This window comes from Mucilaginibacter ginkgonis (assembly GCF_009754905.2).
Taxonomy (GTDB): domain Bacteria; phylum Bacteroidota; class Bacteroidia; order Sphingobacteriales; family Sphingobacteriaceae; genus Mucilaginibacter; species Mucilaginibacter ginkgonis.
Genome location: NZ_CP066775.1, coordinates 1,946,335 through 1,963,370, shown reverse-complemented (window position 1 = coordinate 1,963,370; position 17,036 = coordinate 1,946,335). Strand labels below are relative to the sequence as shown.

The following is a 17,036-nucleotide window of genomic DNA, read 5'->3' as shown; positions in this document are numbered from 1 at the left end:
AATAATGACCATCCACGAGATACTTTCGCGTTACTGGAAACATCAGCAATTCCGCGCTTTGCAGCAGGAGATCATCACCGCTGTATTGGAGGGGAGGGACGCGCTTGCCTTATTGCCAACTGGTGGCGGTAAGTCGGTGTGTTTCCAGGTGCCGGCTATGGCAATGCAGGGTATCTGCATTGTTATTTCACCGCTTATCGCGCTGATGAAAGACCAGGTAGAAAACCTGCAGGTAAAAGGTATCAATGCAGTGGCGATAGTTTCGGGAATGTCGAGGCGTGAGGTGGATATTGCCCTGGACAATTGCGTGTACGGCGATGTCAAATTTCTGTACCTCTCGCCCGAAAGGCTGCAGTCTGAATTAGTGCAGGAACGAATCCGTTATATGGATGTTAATCTGATTGCGGTAGACGAGGCGCACTGTATATCGCAATGGGGCTATGACTTCCGGCCGCAATATTTGCACTTAACCCTGCTGCGCGATCTGCATCCAAAAGTGCCAATCCTTGCATTAACCGCAACGGCGACGCAACGGGTAAGAGACGATATTTTAGAGAAATTGCAGCTGCGTAATGCCGCTATATTTCAAAAAAGTTTTGCCCGTTACAATGTTTCATACCTGGTAGAACATAAGGAAAATAAACTGCGCCGCATGCTGCAAATTGCCCGCGGGGCCAAAGGCAGCGGTATTGTTTATGTGCGCAGTCGCAAGGACACCTTTGAACTGGCCCGCTTCTTAAATGAAAACGGCCTGCGTGCCGACTATTACCACGCCGGCCTGCCCGGTGAGCTACGCTCTGCCAAGCAGGAAAGCTGGAAAGGCAACCAAACTGATATTATGGTGGCTACAAACGCCTTCGGGATGGGGATCGATAAGCCCGATGTAAGGTTTGTGATACACCGCGATGTGCCCGAAAGCCTGGAAGCCTACTACCAGGAAGCAGGACGTGCCGGCCGCGACGAGCAGCGCGCATACGCGGTACTTTTATATACCGCTGCGGACAGGAAATTACAGGAAAAGAAATTTGCTAATGCCTACCCATCTTTAGAAGAGATAAAGCAGACCTACCATTACCTGGCTAACTACTTTCAGCTGGCATACGGAGCAGGGGAGGGTGTAAGTTTTGAATTTGACCTGGCCGAGTTTTGCAGCCGCTTTAAACTGGAGCCTATAAAAACGCTTAACGCGCTAAAGTTTCTGGAGCAGGATGAGTACCTGTCGGTGAATGAAAGTGTCTACCTGCCGTCGCGGTTTAGGTTTGAGGTGCAGAATGAAGAGTTGTACAATTTCCAGATCCAGAATTCGGCCTGGGATTCTTTTATTAAAGTGTTGCTGCGCTCTTATGGCGGCGCGTTCGACCATTATGTGAATATCAGAGAGGTTGACCTGGCAAAACGTACAGGCGTAACCGTACCTATGGTGATAGACAACCTTACGCAGTTGCATGATTTTGGCGTGCTGAATTATTTGGCGCAAACGGATAAACCGCAACTTACCTATTTGAAGCCGAGGGTAGATAACAAAGGCTTGCTCATCAGCATGAAGTTTATTGAAGAGCGCAAGCAACTATATAAAGAAAAGTTAGAGGCAGTATTCAATTACGCGGAGCATCAAAAGTGCCGCAGCCAAATGCTGCTCAGTTACTTCGACGAAGAGGACGCACCTAAATGCGGCATATGCGATGTATGCCTTGCCGAGCGCCGCGAAATAAACCGTGATGCCATTACAGAGCGCATGATCGCGGATATAACACAACTTTTATCATCGCCGCTGACGTTAGATCATCTCATTACAGCCATCCCCGGCGGCCATCAAAAAGAAAAGCTCGCTGTTGTAAGAACTTTGTTAGATGCAGGGAAGATCAAGACAAATGGGGAAGTATATTATCTGTAATTGTCTAAACCAACGCCGATAGCTATCGGGATTTCAGGATTTAAGAATTTACAAAATTCCTACTCAGCATTAGCGATAGAAGCACTTCGACAGGCTCAGTGCAGGCTCTAAGCCCGGACCCATTAGCTAACGGGGAGGACTTGAAGCGGATAGGGCGGCACGGCCGAAGGCTGCGCAACGCCTACAGTCTTACTGTCATTTCGAGCACAGCGAGAAATCTTCTGCGATAGATTTTATGGGATGAGAAGAGCTGCACACTACACATCACAAATATAGTTGTAGGTGGCGATGGCCAGGGGGAAGCGGTGCTATCAGGACTAAAATAAATTTAGTTTAAAATTTAAATAATTGAATATCAATTGTTTGTAATTATGACATTCGCTTACGCTTTATACTGACACATACTTTTAGGGCATTATTTAGTTGTCATCGCCATAGTATCGCCATGCCATCGCCATAGCGAGCGTGTGTCTTTGACCCATTTGCCGCGTAATTGTACAAACCGCTAATTCTGCACAAAAATTTCTTCTTTTTTCACCGACGTTTTTCCGCCGTTCGTCGGTAATTACAGGGCGCTTGCATAGAAAGTGCCCCAAATAAGGCATTTGAGCATATCGCGGCTGTAACGTTTTCTTTTGATGCCCGTCTTATTATCGTAACTGCCACAGAGGGAGTTGCTTAAAAGTCAAAATCAAAACATTAAAAAATATCGTCATGAAAACAAGAATCTTAACAGTAGCCGCTTTATTAACCTTAGCCGTCACTACTACCAGCGCAACATTTGCATCAACAGTTAAAGAAAAAGCTGCAAGCACCGTACTTACAGATGTAAAACACATCAATAAAATAGAAGTACGCGGCAACGTAGAACTTTACGTATCTGAAGGTGCTGATGATAATGTAAAAGTTTACAACAAGTATTACAGCGAAAACGCGCTGGTTCAAAACCAAAACGGCGTGCTGCGTATCTCGGCCTATAACACAGATAAACTGGTTGTTTGGGTAACCGCTTCAGACCTGCGCAATATCAGTGCTTATGATAACACAACCGTTAAATCATTCGGTAAACTGTCAGGCATCGAGTTGGGTGTAGATCTGTACAACCACGCTGCTGCAGACCTTGACCTTACCGCTTATAACGCAACTATCAACGTAAATGATGCGGCTACTGCAAACCTAAGCGGAGATGCTACACAATGCAACCTTAAATACAGCCAGTACGCCCGCGTTAACGCTGTAAAATTTAATGGCAACTTGGTTCGCACTGTTAACTTCGACAGATTTGCCAAAACTGAACAATTAACCGGCTTAGAGTAATCTGCACCTTTTTGCAAAAGTTAATATATATGTTACAGCCATCCGTTAATCAACGGGTGGCTTTTTTTATTTTAAGTGTAACCTGTATCGTTTACCTTTGGTCAAAACCAGAAACACTGTTATCATGAAAAACCTTAAGATGAGCATTTTGGCAGCCGCGGCAGCCGCATTTACCTTAGTTACTTCTTCTTGCCATGTGGGCTGCATAAAAGGCTCGGGCAATGCCAATACAGAAACACGTAAAACCGGCAACTTTACCAAAATAGATATCGAGGGTGCTTTTAAAGTTACCTTGAAGCAAGACAGCAGCGCCAGCCTGACAGTTACTGCTGACGACAATATCCAGAAATACATACACACTACAATTGATGGCGAACGTCTTCGCATTTACTCGCGCAAAAACCTTTGCTCTAAAACCCCAACAACTCTTGTTGTAGGGGTAAAAAATTTATCATCGATAAAAGGATCGGGCGCGGTTGAGTTGTATACAGATAGCGTGCTAAACGTACAGGACTTGACATTAGGGTTTGCGGGTGCCACAAAAGCTAACCTGAATATCCATGCTGCTAATGTTAAAACAGAGGGCAGCGGCAGCACAGAGCTGACGCTTAGGGGCCAGGCTAATTCGCATGCAATTGAATTTACCGGCAGCGGGCATTTAAGCGCTTTCGACTTTGTTACAGGAAATTACGATATCCATACTACAGGTGCCGGCGATCTGGAAATTAATGTGCTGCACAGCCTTAAGACTAATACTACCGGCGCGGCTTCAATTAAATATAAAGGCAGCCCTTCAACTATAGAGAATAGCAAAACCGGCGCGGCCGACCTTAAGCACGTAGACTAAGCTGCGTTAAGAAACCTCTGTCGCGGCAACAAACTTGTGAACTTTATTAAATAGTTCGTCGGGTAAAAAGGGTTTACCCACAACGTCGTCCATCCCGGTGCTGGCTGCATAATCTGCAACCTCGCCGGGAAGGTTTGCGGTAAGCGCGATGATAGGTGTATTAATACCATTACTGCGGATGATCTTTGCAGTTTCATAACCATCAAGTACAGGCATGTGCAGGTCCAGTAAAATTAAGCGGTGTTTTAAGTGGTCAAAACGGTCCAGCGCTTCCTGTCCGTTAGAGGCTACATCAACCGTAGCTCCCCATTTCTTCAGATACGTTTGCGCAATGAGGATATTCATCTGGTTATCATCAACCAGCAAGATGTTGATACCGGTAAACGGTTTATCATCAGCAGCGGCATCTACAGGTATAGGTTTGCTTACCTGCTTCTCCGGCAATTCAAATCTTTGAACGAAATAGAATGTCGAACCTTCGCCCACTTTACTGTTCAGCTGTAAAGTTGAGTTCTGCAGTTCGAGCATTTTTTTACTGATAGATAAGCCGAGGCCTGTGCCGCCAAAACTGCGCGATATTGATGAATCGGCTTGGGTAAAGCGCTCAAATATGAGCTTGTGTTTGTCTTCAGCAATGCCAATGCCGGTATCCTTAACCCATACTTTAAGCGTAACATGGTGTTTGGCCATGTTGGTTACTTCTGCGCCAACTTCTATATAACCTGATGATGTAAATTTAATTGCATTGTTAACCAGGTTGCTGATGATCTGTGTGGTGCGGGTAGGGTCGCCCATCACTTTTGTTTGCAGGGCTGTATCGATGTTCACCCTCATCTCTAGCCCTTTATCAGCAGCGGTGATCTGCATCCCTTTAGCAATGTTGCGAATGATCATCGCCATATCCATCTCTATCTTCTCGAACGTGATCTTGCCGGCCTCTATCTTATTATAATCAAGTACATCATTAACAATACTAAGCAGGTTGTTGGTAGAGAACAGCATTACATCCAGGTATTCTGCCTGTTCTTCGCGCGGGTTGCCTTTAAGCAACAAATGGGTTAAGCCAATAACAGCGTTCAACGGGGTACGAATCTCGTGCGTCATGGTGCTTAGAAAATCGCTTTTTGCTCTCGAACTTTCTTCTGCAACCTGCTTAGCCACATTTAAATTAAATGATACATGGTAAGATAAGATGAGCGACTGCAGGAAGAAGAAGATCATGTAGCAGCAAAAGCTGATAAATGCCAATGGCGGCAGATAACCCCAGTAGTGACCCAATGATATCGCGAAAACGATCATAAGTACAGATACACTCAGCATGGCATATTGCGAACCCGGACGGCGCCGCTTATACGCTTTGTAGTAGACCCAGGGTGTGTAAATGAGGCAGTAGATCATTACCACCAAAAAAGGGTTAATAAGCTGCGTAAAATAATAAGGAGGTAATACCAGCGCTGCTAAAGTAAAGCCGAAACAGAATGCAGCAATAGCATAAACCACTTTGCGGTTAACATCAAGCGGGTACAGGTGAACGGTGTATAACGCGTATAAGCCAATGCTCGAGAACAGCGTCATGTACTCCAGGCGGATAGTGATGTACCAGCTTAGTGTGGGGAATATAGTGTGCAGCACGTAATTGTCAGACCCCATAATGCGGTAACTATACGTCATGCAAAAAAGCGAGAACAGCAAAATGGTCTTGTCGCGGTGGCCTAACAGGTATAATCCTAAAAAAAAACAGGCCGCCCATAAACAGGCAGCCGGTAAGCAAAAGGTCTATAGCAGTAGTGCGGTAGCGGGCCAGCTCTATCGCTCCTTTTTCGCCAAGTATTAAAGGTTCTGATACGCCCGCTTTGCTATGCACAAAATTGGCGATCTGCAACAAAATGTGCAGCGTATCAGTATTAGGTACGTTAGCCCCATGATATAGCCAGTGCGGTTCAAACTTATCGGCAGTGGTATCGGTTATGCCGTTTATTGCCATTTTCTCTCCGTTGAAGAAAAGGTTGTATGACGTATATACGTCCGGCATGGCCAGCCTTAGCTGAGGTTTGTTCTTTGGCAGCAGTACGATCAGCTCATAAGTGGCATAACCGAAAGATGGCAGCTTCTTGCCATTCAACTTATAGCCGTTCCATTTAAAAGGGAAGTCGACAATGATGGGTTTTTCATTGGGTTTTTCGCCTGGCGCCAGCAGGCGGTGCCAGTAGAATTTCCATTGGCCGTTAAGCGATATCTTGTCTGAAAAAGATTGATTGCGCAGGTCTAAAACGCCATTTATGGCCTCGGGAGAGGGCTTTGAGGTATCGTTAGCTCGGCACGTATGAATGCCAAACAGCAATACAACGAAAGTGCAAAGCAGTCTAAAGTTCATCAAGGGGGGCGTTTACGCAAACATAAATATTTAAGAATTAATTATTTGCAAAATTTTAATTACGATGCGTGTTCAGACATCGAAGACAATAACAGTATAGTTTGTTTGATAATGCATTATAATTTTGGGGCTTAGGCTCGATTTTTGTTGCTGATAATCAACACCTAAACTCATTGTTCAATTTAAATTACATTTATGAAAACTGCTGTTCAGCCAAGTAAAGGCATTTTTAAGAGATATCTTTTGATCATCCCGGTTGCCGCTGCTGTCTTGGTAGCATCAACTGCTAATGCGCAAACATTGCCTGCACCGCCTGCGCCGCCGGCGAACGCGCCTGCCAATGCACCGACACCGCCGCCATCGCCCGGCGAAATGTTCAACAAGATCAATCCGTTTAAAAAGAATAAGAGTGCCAAAAGCACCAAAAAATCATCAAGCTCTTCGGTAACGCCGCCTGCACCGGCAGACGGTCCGCCGGCGCCGCCAGACCCGCTGGGTCTATTCAGGAAAAAGAAGAAGTCATAACGCATTAAACAAGGAAGCCCCGCAATTGCGGGGCTTCTTTACTTCATCATGTCGACAAAATCGTCAAACAAATAGCGGCTGTCATGCGGGCCGGGCGACGACTCGGGGTGGTACTGCACAGAAAACGCCTTTTTGCCTTTAACACGTATACCTTCTATAGACTGGTCATTTAAGTTAACGTGGGTGATCTCCACCTTATCGCTCGCGCGCACAGCTTCCTGCACCACACCAAAGCCATGGTTTTGCGAAGTAACCTCGCAATGGTCTTTTATGATATTTTTCACCGGGTGGTTTAGACCACGGTGGCCGTTGAACATTTTTTTAGTTGGGATTCCGTTGGCCAAAGCCAATAACTGGTGCCCAAGGCAAATACCAAACATCGGTTTTTCCGATTTCAGGATATCTTTTACTGTGTCAATGGCATAGTCCATTGCCGCAGGGTCGCCGGGGCCGTTAGATATAAAGTAGCCATCGGGCGCGATGTCTGCCTCGATGTCTTTAAATGATGTTTTTGCGGGATATACTTTGGCAAAAACGTTACGCTCAGAAAAGTTACGCAAAATGTTCTTCTTCACACCCAGATCGAGCACCGCCACACGGTAAGGCGACTCGGGGTTGCCTATCGTATAAGTTTCTGTGGTAGATACCTGTGATGATAATTCTAAACCATCCATCGATGGCACGGCGGCCAGCTTTTCTTTAAGCTGATCGATGTCCAGTATTTCAGAAGAAATAATGGCGTTCATGGCACCCTTATCCCGGATGTGGCGCACCAGCTCGCGGGTATCTATATCTGATATACTCACCAGGTTTTGCTCCTGAAAGTAATCCTGGATAGATTCATCGGCTTGTTTGCGGCTGTACGCAATGTTATAGTTCTTACAAACCAAACCTGCTATCTGTATTTTTTCAGACTCAACCTCCTCATGCGCGATGCCATAATTGCCGATGTGCGCATTGGTCGTTACCATGATCTGCCCGAAATAAGATGGATCGGTAAAAATTTCCTGGTAACCCGTCATGCCGGTATTGAAGCAAATTTCGCCGGTAGTGGTGCCTATCTTCCCCGCGGCTTTACCATGGTAAACGGTACCATCGGCAAGTAACAAAACGGCCGGTAACTTGGTGTAGTTGGTCATCTGTTTAAAAAAGTAAAATGATTAAATGTGGAGCAGCCGGATTGAAACAAAGCTCCGTGAACATCGGCAGAATGCAAGAAGAGAAATATCCCCTTATTCACGCCGCAAAACTACGATTTTTAAAAATGCCTGCGCAGTAAATTTTCAATAATTTGTTAAATGAGTTTCTACCTTTGTTCACCAATTAAACTTTACCCATGTCTGTAAATAAAGAGGTTAAGCGTATTACTACTCACCAGCTGCAGGAGATGAAAAACCGTGGCGAGAAAATTGCCATGCTCACCGCGTATGATTACTCGATGGCAAAAATCGTAGATGAGGCTGGTATAGACGTGATCCTGGTGGGCGACTCGGCCTCTAACGTTATGGCAGGCCATGAAACCACGCTGCCCATAACCCTCGATCAAATGATCTACCACGCATCATCTGTTGTGCGTGCTGCGGAGCGGTCGTTGGTTGTTGTCGACTTACCTTTTGGTTCATATCAGGGCAACTCTAAAGAAGCATTGGCATCTGCGATACGCATTATGAAGGAAAGCGGCGCGCACGCGGTAAAATTGGAGGGTGGGGTAGAGATCGCTGAATCTATTGGCCGTATTCTAACCGCGGGCATCCCGGTGATGGGGCACCTTGGCCTTACACCGCAGTCTATCTACAAGTTTGGAACATACACAGTTCGCGCAAAGGAGGAAGCCGAAGCGCAGAAACTTAAAAGCGACGCCTTGAAATTGCAAGAATTAGGCTGCTTTGGTGTGGTGCTGGAGAAAATCCCTGCTACGTTGGCCAAAGAAGTAACAGATAGCCTTCAGATACCAACAATTGGTATTGGGGCTGGGCAGCATTGCAGCGGGCAGGTATTGGTAATACATGACATGCTCGGGCTCAACCATGGCTTTAAACCACGTTTCCTCCGGCAATATGCCAACCTTTACGAAGTTATGAATGGTGCGATCAAAGGCTACGTAAGCGATGTAAAGTCAAACGATTTTCCAAACAATAAGGAGCAGTATTGATTTTAGGTTCATGGTTCATAGGTAATAGATTATGGTAAAAACCACGCTATTTGATTTTTTGTTATTTGCCATGAACTATGAACCATCAACTATAAACTAAAAGTGCAATCCATCCCTTCAAACATCACCGATGCCGATGTCCTTTTTGAGGATAATCACCTGATTGTGATCAATAAGCGCGCAGGTGATATTGTGCAGGTAGACGATACCGGCGACGAGCCGCTCGACGAAAAGGTCAAACGCTACCTCGCGGCAAAATACAACAAACCCAACGGCGCATTTTTAGGTGTGGTACACCGTTTGGACAGGCCCGTAAGCGGAGTGATCTTATTTGCCAAGACCAGCAAGGCGCTGGAGCGCATGAACGAGTTGTTCAAGATCCGCCAAATGCGTAAAACCTATTACGCCGTGGTACGCAACCGACCTGAGCCGCCTTTTGGAGATTTAGTACACTGGCTGGTAAAGAACCCCAAAAAGAACGTAACCACGCCGCATAATAAAGAGGTACAAGGCAGCCTGCGGTCGGAGCTGCATTACCGGCTGGCCGGCGAGCTTAATGGTTACTATTTGCTGCAGGTTAACCCCGTGACCGGCCGCCCGCATCAGATAAGGGTGCAATTATCCACGCTTGGTTGCCCTATAGTCGGCGACAATAAATATGGTTACCCCCGTGGCAGTTTGCGTAAAAGCATTTGTTTGCACGCCCGCCGCCTGCAATTTATTCACCCCGTAAAAAAAGAACCTGTAGATGTTATCGCCCCGCTGCCCAAGGACGGTTTCTGGGAAAAATTCGCGCACCTGGTGCAAGAGGGCGATGAGCAGGTGAGACTGAAAACTGAAATTTAACGGTGCAGCACCTTCTCTCATAAAGGGTTTGGAGAGTGGTCACTTTCATATGACAATTGCATGTATCTTCTCATGTAACTTTTCCTTTGAAAATCGGTCTTATATTCAAATACAAACCATAAGTTTGTACTAACCAACTAGACCAAATGAACTCTTTCGAACAATTTACGGTGATCATCGGCCTCCTGGCTGTAGCCTTCGAGGGATGGGATCATGTCAAAGACTTCTTTGCCAAAGCGTTTGCAAAACGCAAAACTGTAAATTAATTTCTGGAAATTTATGGGTATCTTGAAAGCTTATGACAAAAGTTACATTTCTTTTGAGCTTAGTCCTGACGTTTTGCCTTGCTTATAACGTTCAAACGCGGCGGAAAACAGAGTTAAAAGATGTAACCAAAATATTGTTCTATTATTACCAAGGCGGAATTTCAAATAATAGTAGCAGCTATCAGGTTATTTTTGAAAACGGTAAATGGAACGACTACCGTTTAAAGCTTCACAAAAGCGGACTAGGCACCGAGATAAGCGACAGCACACGCACATTCATAAAATCAATAGATCAAGATAAAGTTTCGACACTTTTAAATATCGTAGACAAAAGCGATACCTCTTTAAACATTAGCTTGTTCAAAGTAAATAAAGACGAGATAGTATTTAAGCTGGACAGTTTATACCCTGAAATACAAAAGAGTGAGCGGAAACTCTTGATTAAGACTTTGACAACTGCATGTGGCAGAAGAAAAGCGCTAAGGGAATCACTCAGAAACTTTCCGATGGATGATAAATCCACCTTTCGCATAGTATTGGTGACAAGGTTTGGCTCGTATAGTATTATAGCAAAGAGTTTTGCCAGCTTATATGAAATTCCCTGGGATTTGGAAGGTGCCAAATCTCAAGACCCCCGCTTGGGTTTGTTTTTCCATTATATTATGGATGAAACAAAATATGAAAATCAAGAAAAAATCTTTTTATACGACCGCATGATACGCGAAGCTTACCATGACATATTTAAAACGTACCTACCGGTAAAGAGAATAACTAATTATTAAATCAGGGTTTATACATCGCTATCCTTCCATCGTTCCCTGCTAACAACACCAGTTTGCCTTTCTTGGCTTTACGGCATACGTTGAAGCTATTATCATCGAATTTAGACCAGGTTATTCCGTCATCAAAACTAATATTTGACCCTGAAGTGCCTGTCGAAAGCAAAGTTTTGTTGCTCAAGTATTCCACACAAGATTGATAACCCGCAGGCAAAGTTTTAGATAAGTGCCAGGTTTTTCCAAAATCATCAGAGTAGCACGCCGTCGAGTCGTTGTTTTTGTCGTCCTTATAATCCCCACCAACTGCTACCCGACGCCGGCCATTTATGGTTATAGAAAAAGCACCCTTGCTAGGTTGCCCGCTGCTTAGCGGAAGTTGTTGATGTACCCAATCACCGTTTACCGCCAACGTTATCAGCTCCGCAACTGATCCTCCGGTAACAATCCCAACCTTTTCATTACCCAACAAACGTAAACATGTCCCGCTTGCGGCAAAGGACGCTTGCCCTTTTAACGCAACCGGCTTATTAGCATATTCGGCCCAGGTATTGCCGCCGTCTTTGGTTTCCAAGATCAGGAATTTATCGTTGATCGGGTCGCCAAGAATAAAGCCGTGCTTGTCATTCACAAAGGCGATGGCATCAAAAAAGTATGCGCTGTCGATGCTCTTGTATTTTAGTTGCCATGTTACCCCGCCATCAACTGTTTTAAGTATAACAGCAGGTGTGCCCGAACTCATGATCACCGCTTCATCCTTTGAAAATGCTTCAATTCCTCTAAAATCAGACGCTTCATAGCCCTTTACTTGTTGCCACGCCCAGGTTTGGCCGCCATCTTTTGTAAGCGCCACATAACCTTTACTGCCGCTTATCCAGGCAACCTTATCGTCCACTACCGATAGTCCTCTTATACTCGTCGGTTTATTTTGTTGTAACAGGGTAATGTGCTGCGCTCCCGATCGGGTCGAGATCAGCAAAAGCATCACTAGCAATGCGGCTGAAAGTTGTTTTAACATTTTTGTGTGTTATCGCGTCCGATAAGCAAGTTACAAACCACTATCAAACTATCCTTAATCTTATCTGTCTTTTTCAACATGGCAAAAACGCTCCGGCTTATTCTTGGCGATCAGTTAAACAGTACCCACCGTTGGTATAAAGACAAAAACACCGACATGATCTATGTGCTGATGGAAGTAATGCAGGAGCAGGAGTACGTGATGCACCATGTGCAGAAGATCCTGGCCTTTTTTGCTGCGATGCGCAATTTCGCTCACCAATTGACCAAAGCAGGTCACCATGTGGTTTACATTAAACTGGACGACGAAGACAATGCGCAAAGCTTTGATAACAACCTGCAATCGATCATAAAAAAATATAAGATCACCCGCTTTGAATATCAACTGCCCGACGAATTCCGTCTGGACGAACAACTAAAAAACTTTTGTAATAAGTTGAGCATCGATCACGGTGTGGCAGATACAGCGCATTTTTTGAATACGCGGTATGAGGTGCGCGATTTCTTTGGCGACAAGAAAAGCTACCTTATGGAAAGCTTTTACCGGGCTATGCGTAAGCGGTTAAACATTTTAATGCAGGGCGACGATCCTACAGGCGGGCAATGGAATTTTGATCATGATAATCGCAAAAAGTACGATTTTAAAGTCCCGTTAAAAGATCCTATGACTTTTAAACACGACCTATCCGCTCTAAAGGAAATGATAGATGCCAAGGGTGTAAAGTACTTTGGTAATGTTGATGCCGGGAATTTTGGCTGGCCGTTGTCGCGTAAAGAAGCCTTGCAGTCGCTGCACTTTTTTTGTGATGAGTTGCTGCCGCACTTCGGAACGTATGAGGATGCCATGCTTAACGAGCACATCAGCCTTTTTCACTCACGTATTTCTTTTGCGCAAAATGTAAAGATGATTGCCCCGGCCGAAATCGTTAGCGCGGTGATTGCTGCCTGGCATAAGAACAAGGAAAACATTTCCCTGGCACAGGTAGAAGGTTACATACGCCAGGTAATTGGCTGGCGCGAATTTATGCGCGGCGTTTACTGGGCAAAGATGCCGGAATTTGAAAACTTAAATTTTTTAAACAACGCCAACCATTTACCTAAGTGGTATTGGAATGGCGAAACGAAGATGAACTGCCTTAACAAATGCGTAGGGCAGTCGCTTAACCATGCCTGGGCGCACCATATCCAGCGGCTAATGGTCATTGGTAATTTCGCGCTGCTGTCGGGCTCGCACCCTGATGAGGTAGACGACTGGTACCTGGGGGTTTACATTGATGCGCTGCAATGGGTAGAGATCACTAACACCCGCGGCATGAGCCAATTTGCAGATGGCGGTATCATTGGTTCTAAACCGTATGTAGCCTCTGCCGCGTACATCAATAAAATGAGCGACTACTGCAAACGCTGCCATTACGATTTTAAAAAACGCCATGGCGAAAAAGCCTGTCCGTATAATAGCCTGTACTGGAACTTTTTTGACCGTAACCGCAAACAATTAGAGAACAATCCCCGCATAGGTATGGCTTACCGTCTCTGGGATAAAATGGCTGCCGGTGAAAAAGAAAAAACGTTACAGCAGGCGGCGGAGTATTTAGATAGGGTGGATGAGTTGTGATTGAGAGCAATAGCAGTAAGGAGGATGTAAAAGTAGCAGTTGCAGTAGCAGCGGCAATAGCCCATCTTTTCATTGCGAGTGAACCGCGGCAATCGCAAACAAGCAAAGCCCCCGGGTTACTTGATATTACAGTATACAGGCCGCGTTAGGGACAGGAGCGGCATCCTGCGAAGCAGATACAGCGAATGGCCCGGCCCGCGAAGCGGGTAACGCCCAAAGTCATTTTTCAAAGGCTCCCGTGCTATTGCTACATTATCCATTTCCTATGTTCGAAGTTTGAATAATATAAGATCTTACCCCATTCATATCAGACAATAGCAAGGATGGAGTTTAATAGCGCATAAGATTCTTCACTGCGTTCAGAATGACAAAAAATGTTGATTTTAAAAAGACTCTATCGCGCTCAGCTACGTTGACATTTCCCAAGAACCGGTAATTTTTTCTAACTCTCAATTAAACCAATAACCCGTCTTAAAATCAATTAAAACGCACGGAAATACCATGTATTTGTCTTAGTTTTGTACCGTTTTCCAATTTAGTTTAATATGGATCGTTTTACATACCTCAATAACGAAAACTCTGCCTACATAGACTCTTTATATGAAGCCTACAAACAAGACCCCACGTCTGTAGACTTTGGCTGGCAAAAGTTTTTTGAGGGTTTTGATTTTGGCCGCGATGGCCAGTCGGGAACCGCACCTGTTGCAGGTACTGCCGGTACAGATGCTACGCCGCAGCACGTTTTAAAAGAAATAAACGTGCTTAACATGATCAACGGTTACCGTACACGCGGCCACCTTTTTACAAAAACTAACCCGGTGCGCGAGCGCCGTCATTATTTTCCGGGCAAAGAGCTGGAAACTTTTGGTTTAAGCGATGCCGATCTTGATACTGTTTTCAACGCCGGTGTTGAGGTAGGCTTAGGCCCAACATCTCTTCGTAACATCCGCGACCTGTTAGAAGAAACCTATTGCGAAAGCATTGGTGCCGAATATAAATACATCCGCAACCCGCTCAAGACCAAGTGGTTTGAAGAGCGTATGGAGAAAACCCGAAACCAACCTTCTTTCTCGAAAGAAGAAAAAAAACGCATTCTTAATAAACTAAACCAGGCGGTTGGCTTCGAAAACTTTTTAGGTACCAAATTTTTAGGCCAAAAGCGCTTTTCGTTAGAAGGGGCAGAAGCATTGATCCCTGCGCTTGATTCTGTGATAGAAAAAGGCGCGCAATTGGGTATCAAAGAGTTTACCATTGGTATGGCGCACCGCGGCCGTTTAAACGTGCTGGCCAACATTATGGGTAAAACCTACAAGGAGATTTTTTCTGAGTTTGAAGGTAAAAACTATGATAAGGACACCGTATATGGTGGCGACGTGAAATATCACCTGGGTTTTTCTACAGATATACAAACCAGCGGCGGCCAGAGCGTGCACCTGAGCTTATGCCCTAACCCCTCGCACCTGGAAGCTGTTGACCCGGTTGTTGAAGGCCAGACCCGTGCCAAGATCGACTTTAAATATGAAGGTAATAACGACCTTATAGCACCGATATTGATCCACGGCGACGCATCTATCGCGGCGCAAGGCATTATCTATGAGGTGCTGCAAATGGAGCGCCTGGAAGGTTATCAGACAGGCGGCACCGTCCACCTGGTGATCAATAATCAGATAGGTTTCACTACCAACTATAAAGATGCCCGTTCAAGCACATATTGTACAGATATTGCCAAAACGGTGCTTTCGCCGGTGTTCCACGTGAATGGTGACGATGCAGAGGCATTGGTTTATACCATTAACCTGGCTATGGAGTATCGCCAGGAATTTAATGAAGATGTTTTTATAGACATTTTATGTTACCGCCGATTTGGCCATAACGAGTCGGATGAACCTAAGTTTACCCAGCCATTGCTATACAAGGCCATCGAAGCGCACCCAAATCCGCGCGAGGTTTATTTGCAAAAGCTGTTGGCGCAACGGGATATAGACGAGGCTACTGCAAAGCAAATGGAAAAAGATTTCCGTGCCGAGCTGCAGAAAAGCCTTGACGAAAGCAAAGCCGAAGAGCGCTTTACAGGCAGCAAGCCCATGTTTGCCGGTGCATGGCAAGGCCTGCACCTGGCTACAGAAAAAGAAGCTGCAAGCGGTGTAACTACAGCAGTACCGCAAGAAGAACTACTTAAGATAGGCAAGGCGCTGACCACTTTACCGCAAGGCAAACAGTTTTTCAAAAAGATAGAAAAGCTATTTGAAGACCGTGCAAAAATGGTGAACGATACCCATGTGTTCGATTGGGCAATGGGTGAATTGATGGCTTACGGTTCGTTATTAGCAGAAGGGCATCCCGTTCGCTTAAGCGGTGAAGATGTTAAACGAGGCACCTTTTCGCACCGCCACGCTGTGTTAACGCTAGCCGATTCTGAAGAAGAATACACGCCGCTTTCGACTATCGAGACAGAGGCGCCTTTTTATATTTATAACTCATTGTTGTCAGAATACGGTGTATTGGGTTTCGAGTATGGGTATGCTTTGGCTAACCCGCATGCGTTAACTATTTGGGAAGCGCAGTTTGGCGACTTCTTTAACGGTGCCCAGATCATTGTAGACCAGTACGTTGCCAGCTCTGAAACTAAATGGCAGCGCGGTAACGGTTTGGTAATGTTATTGCCTCACGGTTATGAAGGCCAGGGCCCAGAGCATTCATCAGCGCGTATAGAGCGTTTCATGGAGCTTTGTGCAGACAACAACATACAGGTTGCCAATTGTACCACACCTGCAAACTTCTTCCATGTATTGCGCCGCCAGTTGCACCGCGATTTCCGCAAGCCGCTCATCGTATTTACACCCAAAAGTTTATTAAGATCGCCGGTTTGTGTGTCGCCGCTTGAAGAGTTTACCAACGGTCAGTTCCGCGAGGTGATAGACGACAACTTTGTTGAGGCAAAAAAAGTAAAGCGCGTATTGTTCTGTTCAGGCAAGGTTTATTATGATCTGTTAGAGAAACAACAGACAGATAAACGCAAAGATGTCGCGATCGTTCGGATCGAACAATTGTACCCAACGCCTGCTGCGCAGATGTTAAAGCTAAAAGCTAAATATAGCAAGGCCGAGGAATTTATCTGGGTACAGGAAGAGCCTGAGAATATGGGCGCGTGGCCATACATGTGCCGCCATTTCCGCAAAGGCGATTTGCAATTAGATGTAATATCCCGTAACGAAAGTGCAAGTACCGCTACCGGGTATGCTAAACAGCACGCTTCGCAGCAATTATACATTGTGGGCAAAGCGTTTGAAAGCGCGCCGGGCAAAGCGGTTGAAAAAACAGTAAAAAAAGCAGCTCAAAAAGTTGCTGAGTTTAGCGCTGATTGAGAAATCTAATAGATATATCAACCTGAAAAATTATACATTAGT

Annotated in this window: 13 protein-coding genes; 8 read left to right on the top strand and 5 right to left on the bottom strand. The window is 45.3% G+C overall.

Annotated elements, in window-relative coordinates; translation table 11 throughout:
* The first annotated feature begins 4 nt into the window (after positions 1 to 4).
* From GO620_RS09090 to GO620_RS09080, 3 genes are all read left to right on the top strand, one after another.
* On the top strand, positions 5 to 1,894 hold the full coding sequence (locus tag GO620_RS09090) for a RecQ family ATP-dependent DNA helicase (RefSeq protein WP_157525928.1): 1,890 nt from the start codon (positions 5 to 7) through the stop codon (positions 1,892 to 1,894).
* Between the two features lie 714 nt (positions 1,895 to 2,608).
* Complete coding sequence (locus GO620_RS09085; RefSeq protein ID WP_157525926.1) at positions 2,609 to 3,211, top strand: GIN domain-containing protein; 603 nt, start codon at positions 2,609 to 2,611, stop codon at positions 3,209 to 3,211.
* A 124-nt stretch (positions 3,212 to 3,335) separates the two neighbouring features.
* The gene (locus GO620_RS09080; protein ID WP_157525924.1) at positions 3,336 to 4,058 is read left to right on the top strand and encodes a head GIN domain-containing protein; all 723 of its coding nucleotides are present in this window, start codon (positions 3,336 to 3,338) and stop codon (positions 4,056 to 4,058) included.
* A gap of 6 nt (positions 4,059 to 4,064) precedes the next feature.
* Here GO620_RS09080 and GO620_RS09075 read toward each other — a convergent pair whose 3' ends face one another.
* The 4 genes from GO620_RS09075 to carA all read right to left on the bottom strand — a co-directional run bounded on the left by GO620_RS09075 (position 4,065) and on the right by carA (position 8,096).
* Complete coding sequence (locus tag GO620_RS09075) at positions 4,065 to 5,753, bottom strand: ATP-binding protein (protein ID WP_244139490.1); 1,689 nt, start codon at positions 5,751 to 5,753, stop codon at positions 4,065 to 4,067.
* Positions 5,719 to 6,432, bottom strand: coding sequence for a hypothetical protein (locus GO620_RS17225; RefSeq protein WP_244139389.1), 714 nt, complete (start codon positions 6,430 to 6,432; stop codon positions 5,719 to 5,721). The genes GO620_RS09075 and GO620_RS17225 overlap by 35 nt, the downstream gene beginning before the upstream one ends.
* A gap of 209 nt (positions 6,433 to 6,641) precedes the next feature.
* Complete coding sequence (locus GO620_RS09070; protein WP_157525921.1) at positions 6,642 to 6,962, bottom strand: hypothetical protein; 321 nt, start codon at positions 6,960 to 6,962, stop codon at positions 6,642 to 6,644.
* A gap of 33 nt (positions 6,963 to 6,995) precedes the next feature.
* Positions 6,996 to 8,096 (bottom strand): glutamine-hydrolyzing carbamoyl-phosphate synthase small subunit, encoded by a 1,101-nt coding sequence (gene carA, locus GO620_RS09065; RefSeq protein ID WP_157525919.1) that lies wholly within the window; start codon positions 8,094 to 8,096, stop codon positions 6,996 to 6,998.
* Between the two features lie 197 nt (positions 8,097 to 8,293).
* On the opposite strand from carA, the gene panB reads away from it, so the two are divergent.
* The 3 genes from panB to GO620_RS09050 all read left to right on the top strand — a co-directional run bounded on the left by panB (position 8,294) and on the right by GO620_RS09050 (position 11,003).
* Positions 8,294 to 9,109 carry a 3-methyl-2-oxobutanoate hydroxymethyltransferase gene (panB, locus tag GO620_RS09060; protein ID WP_157525912.1) on the top strand — a complete coding sequence of 272 codons (816 nt, stop codon included), beginning with the start codon at positions 8,294 to 8,296 and terminating at the stop codon, positions 9,107 to 9,109.
* 111 nt (positions 9,110 to 9,220) lie between these two features.
* Positions 9,221 to 9,955 carry an RluA family pseudouridine synthase gene (locus GO620_RS09055; protein WP_200231104.1) on the top strand — a complete coding sequence of 245 codons (735 nt, stop codon included), beginning with the start codon at positions 9,221 to 9,223 and terminating at the stop codon, positions 9,953 to 9,955.
* Between the two features lie 298 nt (positions 9,956 to 10,253).
* Entirely contained in the window at positions 10,254 to 11,003 is a 750-nt protein-coding gene (locus GO620_RS09050) for a hypothetical protein (protein ID WP_157525911.1), read from the top strand.
* A gap of 1 nt (position 11,004) precedes the next feature.
* Here GO620_RS09050 and GO620_RS09045 read toward each other — a convergent pair whose 3' ends face one another.
* A complete protein-coding gene (locus tag GO620_RS09045; protein ID WP_157525909.1) occupies positions 11,005 to 12,015 on the bottom strand; it encodes a YCF48-related protein in 1,011 nt (336 codons plus the stop codon).
* A 78-nt stretch (positions 12,016 to 12,093) separates the two neighbouring features.
* Between GO620_RS09045 and GO620_RS09040 the strand changes: the two genes are divergently transcribed.
* Both GO620_RS09040 and GO620_RS09035 read left to right on the top strand, forming a co-directional pair.
* Positions 12,094 to 13,629, top strand: coding sequence for a cryptochrome/photolyase family protein (locus GO620_RS09040; protein ID WP_157525907.1), 1,536 nt, complete (start codon positions 12,094 to 12,096; stop codon positions 13,627 to 13,629).
* 545 nt (positions 13,630 to 14,174) lie between these two features.
* Complete coding sequence (locus GO620_RS09035) at positions 14,175 to 16,994, top strand: 2-oxoglutarate dehydrogenase E1 component (protein WP_157525905.1); 2,820 nt, start codon at positions 14,175 to 14,177, stop codon at positions 16,992 to 16,994.
* The last annotated feature ends 42 nt before the right edge of the window (positions 16,995 to 17,036 follow it).